The sequence below is a fragment of the Acidithiobacillus sp. IBUN Pt1247-S3 genome, from assembly GCF_041146875.1.
Taxonomy (GTDB): domain Bacteria; phylum Pseudomonadota; class Gammaproteobacteria; order Acidithiobacillales; family Acidithiobacillaceae; genus Igneacidithiobacillus.
On the sequence record NZ_JBFRXP010000036.1, the window covers coordinates 1 to 9,010 of the forward strand.

A 9,010-nucleotide genomic window follows, 5' to 3' on the forward strand; every position below is an offset into this window, starting at 1 on the left:
AAACCAGCCGCGTCTCAGCAACTGACTCTGTTGTAGTGGAGCGTTTTAAAATCGCTATTCGCAATATCAATGAGTTATAAAATTAACTGTCGAACTCGGGGTGCCTGCCCCCAGCGCCTGAATGGCGCTGGCCGGGACAGTGGTGTATTGCAGATACGGTGTTACCACTAATTTTTCGCCAGTATAGGTATAACCGGCAACGGCAATGGTCTCGTTGTTCTGCAGCGGCGCTGTCGCAAGACTCTCGTGCACGTAGTCGGTATGCCCGAGATTGCCACCGGCCTGCACAAATACGCTGTTTTTGCTGTCGATTGCCCAGTTCAACATCCCCGTCACCCAGTTGAAACGATTGGAATAAAAACCATCGTTCCAAGAGAGATTAGCGGTGACCGGACCGGCCGTGTAGTTTAGCTGTACGCCTTTATTGACGGCGTTTTCCTGCCCCCACAACAAACCGCGATTGATGTTCCAGTTCTGGTAGGAGAAGGTATATTCGGCACCAATCAGGGTGAACAACTTGCCGACCTGGATGTTGAAATTATCCGTTGGCGCAAATTCTACATAGGCCGTTGGCAAGGCGCCAAAGGTATTTTGGGTGAAGGTTCCGGTAGACGCGAAGGGCGCCCCCAGGGTAATCACGTTGTACGCCCCCGCTTGCACCGCAAACTGTAACATGCCGTCGGTCTTGGAAACCATCACCAGACCGTTACTGATATCCGCAGAGGCAGTTTTATTGGCTGGCGTACCCGACCCGGCAAAGGCATTGTCTTGCCACATACCATAGGCGCTCGCCACTCCCTGCACGTTGAGTTTTCCGAGCGGACCCGCATCAACGTGCAAGGGTGCCGGGAGACTGAGTGGCGCCGCCTGCAGCTCCTCACTGGCAGACAAGCCCGCAAGGACCACGGCGAAATAGGAAAAAGATTTTTTTACGGAAGAGGGGTTTCGTTTCATTGTATACGCTCCAAATACGATGTTTGTGATATTGCAAAACGTTAAAAGCAAAAATCATGCGAGAAAAACTTAGGAAAATCGGGCGATTTACCATGCTGGACGCACCAAAGTAGAGCGTATATCCCTAAAAAGGTGCATTCCTACTCTAATCATGGCCCCAGTCTTACCCGAGGCCATGCCGGATCCGAGACATCTTTACATATAGATCTGCTCGCCATGCTGGCTCACGTCCAGGCCTTCGCGCTCAGCGTCTTCACTTACGCGCAGGCCGATAATCCAGTCGATGATCTTGAGAAGAATCCAACTGACGATGGCGTCGTAGCCGATAGTGATGCCAACGCCCGTCGCCTGAACCCAAAGCTGATGCAGATTACCTTCCAGCACGCCAGCGGTGCCGCCAATTGCCGCTACCGCAAAGACGCCGGTCAACAATGCGCCAATAATGCCGCCCACCGCATGCACGCCGAAGGCATCAAGGGAATCATCATAATTGAGCCAATTTTTCACGTAGACCGATGCCCAGAAACAACCGATGCCTGCAGCAATACCAATCCACAAGCTACCCATGGGACCGACAAAACCCGAGGCTGGCGTAATGGCAACCAAACCTGCCACGGCACCGGAGCTCATGCCGAGCACCGTAGGCTTACCACGTGCCCACCACTCGACAAAGGTCCAAGCCAGTGCTGCCGCCGCTGTGGCGATCTGCGTTACGGCCATCGCCATGCCGGCGCGGTCACTAGCGGCTACGGCTGAACCTGCATTAAAACCAAACCAGCCAACCCAGAGCAGCGCCGCGCCCATCAGGGTGAAGAGCAGATTGGCGGGATGCATGTTGTCGTGCTTGTAACCAACGCGCCGGCCAATTACCAAAGCTGCAACCAAGCCGGCGATACCGGCGTTGATGTGCACCACCGTGCCACCCGCGTAATCCAGCACGCCATCGCCACCCAACCAACCGCCCGGGCCCCAAACCATATGCGCGATGGGGGCATAGACCAATAGCGACCACAGACCAGTAAACCATAGGAGTGCGGAAAACTTCATACGCTCGGCAAAGGCGCCAACGATGAGCGCCGGGGTGATGATGGCAAAGGTCATTTGGAAGGTCATATAGACCGACTCGGGAATGGTCGGCGCCAACGGATTTGCGCTATCCAATCCCAAGCCTTGCAGAAAAAAACGGCTGGTACCGCCAATGAAGGCGTTTCCCGGTGTAAAGGCCAAAGAATACCCGAAGAACATCCACAGTATCGAGATCAACGCCGTTACGGCAAAGCTCTGGGCCGCAGTCGCCAAGATATTCTTGCGTCGCACCATGCCGCCGTAAAACAGGGCCAGACCGGGAATGGTCATCAACAAAACCAAAGCGGTCGAAGTAAGCATCCAGGCGGTATCTCCTCCCTTAAACGGGGTCGCCGTATCAGCTACGGCCCAGGGGCTCGCAAAAAATGTGGCAGAGGCAGCAAGTGTCGCTACCCCGAAGGCTCCCTTTCGTGTCATAAACGCTCCTTAGACTATATATTTGATTGTAAAGTCAAACCGTCCCCAAATTGGACGATCCAACTGAGCAAAAACCGGGCCAAAACATGGGCACCAAGAAACTCAACTACTTGGGGAAACCGCGTCAAAGCATTGCACCAACAATGTGCATCAGCCTCCAACGAGATGTCCTCCTAGCCCTTGATTTTTTCGGCGTGCAACCCAATCTTCGCCCTGCGAAGGTCACGATGGCGTGCACCACGATTTCAGGAGAAGGCATGGCTACCCAAAAAGAAACGATGCAGTTCCAGACAGAGGTCAATCAGCTTCTGCAGTTGATGATTCATTCGCTGTATTCCAACAAAGAGATATTCCTCCGCGAACTTCTTTCCAATGCCTCCGATGCCTGCGACAAACTGCGTTTTGAGGCGCTTTCCGATCCAGCTTTGCTGGAAGGCGGCAGCGACCTGCAAGTGGAAGTAGAGTTCGACCAGGAAGCGCACACCATCACCATTCGCGACAATGGTATCGGCATGAACCGCGACGAAGTCATCGCCAACATCGGCACCATCGCCAAGTCTGGCACGCGCGAATTTTTCCAGCGCCTCAGCGGCGATCAGGCGAAAGATACGCAACTCATCGGACAATTTGGCGTTGGTTTCTATTCGGCCTTCATCGTTGCCGAGCGCGTCAGCCTCAGCACTCGCCGCGCCGGCATGGCAGCAGAGCATGGCGTGCGTTGGGAGTCTGACGGCACCGGCGCCTACACCCTGGAAACCATCGAACTGCCTGCCCGCGGCACGGAAATTGTTCTGCACATTCGCGAAGACGAGCGTCAGGACCTGCTCAACTCCTGGCGCCTACGTTCCATCATCGGCAAATATTCCGATCACATCCCCCTGCCGATTCGCATGCGCAAACTTGGCGAGGACGGCAAGCCAAGCGCGGAGTGGGAGACGGTCAACAAGGCATCGGCCCTGTGGCAGCGCCCCAAGGCAGACATCAGTGACGAGGAGTACAAGGAGTTCTACCAACACGTCAGCCACGACTTTGGCGAGCCTTTGGCCTGGGTACACAACCGCGTCGAGGGGCGGCTGGAATACACCTCTCTGCTCTATCTTCCCGCCAAGGCGCCCTTTGACCTCTGGGAGCAGAAACAGACCCACGGCATCAAGCTCTACGTGCAGCGCGTGTTCATTATGGACGACGCGGAACAGCTCATGCCGCGCTACCTGCGTTTTGTGCGCGGGGTGATCGACTCCAGCGACCTGCCCCTGAATGTGTCGCGGGAAATCCTGCAGGGCAATCGCACCATCGAACAAATGCGCTCCGGTGCTACCAAGCGCATTCTCGGACTGTTGGAGGAGATCGCCGAGAAAGAGCCAGAAAAATATCAGAATTTCTGGAACGAATTTGGGCGAGTATTGAAGGAAGGCCCCGGCGAAGATTTCAACAACCGCGAGCAGATTGCGAAATTGCTACGTTTTGCCAGCACCCATAGTGATAGCGACACGCAAAATGTCTGCTTGACCGAGTATGTAGCGCGCATGAAAGAGGGGCAGGACAAAATCTACTACATCACCGCCGACTCCTTCCTCGCTGCCAAAAACAGTCCGCAACTGGAACTTCTGCGTAAGAAGGGCATTGAAGTGCTGCTGCTCAGCGATCGGGTAGATGAGTGGCTGACCAGCCATCTGCACGAGTTTGACGGCAAAAGCCTGGTATCTGCGGCCAAGGGTGATCTAGATCTCGGCCAGGTTGAGACGGAAGACGAAAAAAAGGCACAGGAAGAGACGGAAAAAGCCGCCGAAGGCTTGGTCGAACGGGTAAAAAAGGCCTTGGGCGAGCGCGTCGAAACTGTACGGGTGTCGCATCGCCTTACCAGTTCACCGTCTTGCATTGTCCTCGGCGAGCGCGACATGGCTCTGTACATGCAGCAATTGCTCAAGCAGGCCGGGCACGAAATGCCGAGCAGCAAGCCGACGTTGGAAATCAATCCGCAGCACCCGATGCTCGGACGCATCGAAAAAGAAACAGATGAAACTCGTTTCGGCGAATGGTCAGCGCTCTTGCTCGACCAGGCAATCCTTGCCGAGGGTGGGCAGCTCGAAGACCCCGCCAGCTTCGTTGCCCGCCTGAATCAGCTGATGCTAGCTTTGGCAAAGTAGCTGGTGAACGGGGTGCCAATCTTGGCATCCCGTTTGCTATGATGTGGCCCAGCGAACTCACCCAACTGCCAATAGGAGAGCCAATATGCTCCCGCGCGAACTCCTGTACCGTAACTCCGCACTACTTGCCCTGCGTAATGAGCTGGGAGATCAGAACACGCAAGTCTGGTACAGCAACTTGGCAGACAATGCGCTTGGCTTGCAAGAGCCACTTTCGGGTGTCGTGCTGCTCTCACCTGAGCTGGAAAAGCAGCCAGTTACGCAACGCCGAGCGATTCTAGCGCGGGAGCTCGGCAAAGCCAGCGTACCAGGCCGAAGAAGAGCTTGGTGGATGACCGCTGCTGCTCTACTTCTTTGTGTCGTGTTCGACATCGTGCTCATCCGTGTCAACCTCTTTCCCAACTTGCGGCTAGTGGATGCGGTATTGGCAACGCTTTGCTTTTGGGTGGCGATCTGGCAATTCCGCTCCTTGCATACCGTCGCTGCCCGTCAACGCCGAGAACAGCACATTCAACAATGGGCGAGAACAAGGGTTCCCGACTACGACAGCGAACTTGCCCAAGCAATCGCCTCCACACCTATCCCACCAAAGCCCTATCGGCGCTCTTAGGCAAGGTTCGAACCTCTTGGCGATCCGCATATTGTTTCCCGAGCGCCTATCTCGAGTGTGCTGTGGGAGACCTTCTGGAATATATTCCTGATGAAAAGGAGCGAACTCGTCAGAAATGAAGACTTGCACAGGTTTGGAAGAGATTCTGAAAGTGGACACAGAGGCCAACTGTCAATATCCAGTTGTCCAGCCAATCAGGCAAAATCTGCGGACACAGTTTGGACACGCCATGGACACAATTTGGGCACAAAAAACCCGGCGCTTGGCCGGTATTCTCATAACTTATTGATTTAATTGGTGCGCGGTAGAAGATTCGAACCTCTGACTTTTGGCTTCGGAGGCTGATACGGACAGTATACCTGGAGGCATATCTATGTGCTCCAATGTACATAATGAACTATATTTCAGCGTGTTGTGATGACTCATATCTGGCACCCGACGCCAACCCTTGGAGCATAGGGTCACATAATGTAGTTTTCTAACCAAAAATAATGGGAATGCTAATATAGTCGTCAATGACCACTAGCCGTCGCTCCATACTCCTATTTTTTGGTGCAGAGATATGGACATCACTCACACTGATGGCAGCGGCGAATTATTTCTCTACCCCAAGCATCATCGATTTGTGCTGTTCCGGAGCTTCAAAGAGGGGCGCCACAGGAACGTTGAACCTTCCCATAAGACAAGCCTGTTGCCACCAGATCTTAGCCCCAAACAGGAATGTCCCCTTCAACTGGCGGAGGGGGATGAGGATGGCGAAGGAGTGCATAACTACGCATTCTGTTGATCGTGGGCGGTCATTCTGCTGATCGTGGGCACCCCCGAAGAGCGAACTTTCTGGCCGGTGATATTGTATGCCTCGGTGCCCACGATGGGTCAAATTTGCGTGGTCGTGACGTCTTGTTTAACTATTACGAAGCGACGGGCAAGACCTTCGCCATTGGGGGGCGGTTGGATGCGGCGCCGACCTTGGAGGCCATTGCGGCCATTCCCGACGCAGCCTGGAAGCAACTACGCCGATTGCGCTGTCGCGGAGACGCTGCACAGTATGGAGAAGACCACCCAGGCGTTTCGCTTGATTGTGGTGCGTTACACGCATCAGGCAGAACTCCTGGAAGCCGGCCCTCCCCGTTATCACGCCATCGCCAGCAACCGGTCCGGGAGCGCTGCCGATGCGCTGGTCTGGTACCGCCAACGGGACGAACATTCCGAGAACGGGATCAAGGAACTCAAGATCGGCTTTGGCATGGAGCGGATGCCCTGGGGGAGGGCTGGCAGCCCCTTCTGCGCGGTAGCGCGCTACCAGCCGTTTCACCTGCCGCACACTGAGGCCCAGGCGCTCTGCCACTTCCCGCTGCCGCAGCTGCTTGTTGAGCAGCGATTGCAGCAGCCCCACACAATCTACTTCTCGATGACTCATCGTTATGCACTCCTTCGTCATCCTCATCCCCCTCCGCCAGTCGAAGGGGACATTCTAGAATGGGAGAAAGGGGACATTACTGCTTGGGGCTAACAAATCGCGGAAATTGGGTTTCCTGTAAGCCCAAAAACCGTCTAATATATGCTCTAAGGGGCGTGTAATTGGTCCAGTAAGGGCTTAACCCCGCAGTAATGATCGGTACAGAGGAGCACCCAGAATGAATGCTGGTTTACCTTCCATCCTCTCCGAGTTTGATACCCCGGATCAGGAGGCTAGCTATACTGCGTGGCTGCGTACAAAGGTCGCGTCGAGCTTGATGGATCAGCGACCCAGTATTCCGCATGATGAGGTGATGGCCGAAATGGACGCGATCATCGCAGAAGCGGAAACCTCCGCACAAAAGAAATCCTGAGTTGTTACCCATCGCCTGGCGGGCCCCGGCCCGCGATGACTTGGCGAATATCATTCGCTACATCGCCAACGAGAATCCGTTAGCGGCACGGCGTATGAAACGCCTGCTGGAAGAGTCTGTATTGCCTACCGCCGAACATCCCTATTTGTATCGTCAGAGCGAGCGGATTCCCGGCCTACGCGAGATCGTTGCGCACCCGAACTACATCGTGCTCTACCGTGTCACAACCGCCTGCATTGAGATCGTGGACGTGGTGCATGCGCGTCGTGCGTTTCCGGGGCCTGCCCCCACAGGGTAGCGGCCCTGACAACGCGGATGCGTGCGTGATTCAGCTGCGTTTGAGGTACTGGTAGAGGGTTTCGCGGCTGATGCCGAAGGCTGTGGCGAGCTGGGTTTTGGGTTCGCCGGCGGCGGCGCGGCTGCGGAGATCGGCGGCCTGTTTGGGAGAGAGGGCTTTTTTGCGTCCGCGATAGACGCCGCGCCGCTTGGCCAGGGCGATGCCCTCGCGTTGTCGTTCCTTGAGCAGGGCGCGCTCGAACTCAGCGAAGGCGCCCATAACGGAGAGCAGGAGCTGGGCCATGGGGGCGTCGTCGCCGGTAAAGGCGAGGCCTTCTTTGACGAACTCGACGCGCACACCGCGCCCCGTCAACGTCTGTACCAGGCGGCGCAGGTCATCGAGGTTGCGGGCGAGGCGGTCCAGGCTGTGGACGAGGACGGTATCGCCCTCGCGCACGAAGGCGAGCAGGGCATCGAGTGCGGGTCGCCGGGTATCCTTACCGGAGGCCTGGTCGGTGAAGAGTCTGTCGACGGGGACGTTTTCGAGTTGCCGATCCGGGTTTTGGTCGAAGCTGCTGACGCGGACATAGCCGATCCGATGTCCTTTCACGGGAACCCTCCTGTGATAGTGTCAGGAAAGACTCTATGACCAGGGACGGGGAGCGTCAAGAAAACCCGGATTCGAGTCTATTCTGACACGATTACTGGGGGGTGCCTGACATCCGGTTGGGGTATACCCTACGCAGGATTGATGCTGGCAGTTACGCTTCATGGCAACCACCTATATACGAATCAGGAAACTTACATAAGACCACGTGGCACATCTTTGTATGCGTTATCTGTCTGTCTTTCTGATTGCCCCTGAGCAGCGTTGTTGCATGAAGCTGTGTTTTGTCTGCTATAGTCGTTGGCTCACCATCTCATTAAAAAAGGCAGTTATTCTGCAGGTTTTTGTGTGTTCGTCAGAGGTTTTTTTGCGCGGCATTATTTGCCATACATATTACTCCGGCTGGCCGTTAAATAAAAGCGAGTCGGCGTGCTCAGCAAGCCTTTTCGCGCGTCCTTGCGCGATCGGCCTTGCGCTGCCGACCAGATAATAGGCCCCAGCCGCCCTGGTCACCGGCGCACCGTCACGCCCTCGTTGGGGCGCCGTCGGTGCACTCGTCTCCCAAATGGCTTGACGGCAGCCAAGCGGCACAGCACACGCCTGCACTCCCAGCTTGCGCGGTCGCTTCGGCGGATGCAGTACACCGCGCTGCCTTCTGGGGACTACTCGCCCCCGCTTCGCTCTCCTGGCTCGCAGCGGTTGTGAAGGGGTTGGCCCCTTACTCGTCAGTGGGCCACCGCCCATTGCTGCTTTGAGTGCGTTATAGTTATATGCTGCATTAGCATTTTTACACGCCTCAAGCGCTAACCTGGATGCCTGATTTCCGCACCAGGAAAGCTCCTTCCGCATCTGTTTGGCATGAGCTACATACCATTTTACATTGTGCGTACCCTCTGGACCTTGCTCGACATTGGAACAACCAGATAAAACAACTGCCAAGCATACCATGGAAAAAAATGATGCGCGTTTCATGAGTAAATCCCAATTTCCGCGATTACCTTTGCGTTGCGGCGCATTGTGGGCACGGGCAGGGCGATTCTGGCTGCATAGCGTGACTGCCGGAAGGTTCCCACGGCGATCA

The 9,010-nt window shown here is 55.6% G+C and carries 9 protein-coding genes; 4 read left to right on the plus strand and 5 right to left on the minus strand.

Going from position 1 to position 9,010, the window contains the following annotated elements; translation table 11 throughout:
* Positions 1–66 precede the first annotated feature (66 nt).
* Positions 67–954 (minus strand): outer membrane beta-barrel protein, encoded by an 888-nt coding sequence (locus tag AB4090_RS14385; RefSeq protein ID WP_369574574.1) that lies wholly within the window; start codon positions 952–954, stop codon positions 67–69.
* A gap of 195 nt (positions 955–1,149) precedes the next feature.
* Positions 1,150–2,457 carry an ammonium transporter gene (locus AB4090_RS14390; protein WP_369574575.1) on the minus strand — a complete coding sequence of 436 codons (1,308 nt, stop codon included), beginning with the start codon at positions 2,455–2,457 and terminating at the stop codon, positions 1,150–1,152.
* A 257-nt stretch (positions 2,458–2,714) separates the two neighbouring features.
* Here AB4090_RS14390 and htpG point away from each other — a divergent pair, with 257 nt between their 5' ends.
* Positions 2,715–4,604 (plus strand): molecular chaperone HtpG, encoded by a 1,890-nt coding sequence (gene htpG, locus AB4090_RS14395; protein WP_369574576.1) that lies wholly within the window; start codon positions 2,715–2,717, stop codon positions 4,602–4,604.
* Between the two features lie 85 nt (positions 4,605–4,689).
* On the plus strand, positions 4,690–5,214 hold the full coding sequence (locus tag AB4090_RS14400; RefSeq protein ID WP_369574577.1) for a hypothetical protein: 525 nt from the start codon (positions 4,690–4,692) through the stop codon (positions 5,212–5,214).
* Between the two features lie 904 nt (positions 5,215–6,118).
* Here AB4090_RS14400 and AB4090_RS14405 read toward each other — a convergent pair.
* Positions 6,119–6,661: a helix-turn-helix domain-containing protein gene (locus AB4090_RS14405; RefSeq protein ID WP_369574578.1), complete on the minus strand. Its 543-nt coding sequence runs from the start codon at positions 6,659–6,661 to the stop codon at positions 6,119–6,121.
* 190 nt (positions 6,662–6,851) lie between these two features.
* On the opposite strand from AB4090_RS14405, the gene AB4090_RS14410 reads away from it, so the two are divergent.
* Both AB4090_RS14410 and AB4090_RS14415 read left to right on the plus strand, forming a co-directional pair.
* Entirely contained in the window at positions 6,852–7,046 is a 195-nt protein-coding gene (locus AB4090_RS14410) for an antitoxin (RefSeq protein ID WP_369574579.1), read from the plus strand.
* Between the two features lies 1 nt (position 7,047).
* A complete protein-coding gene (locus AB4090_RS14415) occupies positions 7,048–7,344 on the plus strand; it encodes a type II toxin-antitoxin system RelE/ParE family toxin (protein ID WP_369574580.1) in 297 nt (98 codons plus the stop codon).
* 30 nt (positions 7,345–7,374) lie between these two features.
* Here the strand turns inward: AB4090_RS14415 and AB4090_RS14420 are convergent, their stop codons facing one another.
* A complete protein-coding gene (locus AB4090_RS14420) occupies positions 7,375–7,932 on the minus strand; it encodes a recombinase family protein (protein WP_369574581.1) in 558 nt (185 codons plus the stop codon).
* 390 nt (positions 7,933–8,322) lie between these two features.
* Positions 8,323–8,901, minus strand: a complete 579-nt coding sequence (locus AB4090_RS14425) for an EexN family lipoprotein (RefSeq protein WP_369574582.1) — start codon at positions 8,899–8,901, stop codon at positions 8,323–8,325.
* Between the last annotated feature and the right edge of the window lie 109 nt (positions 8,902–9,010).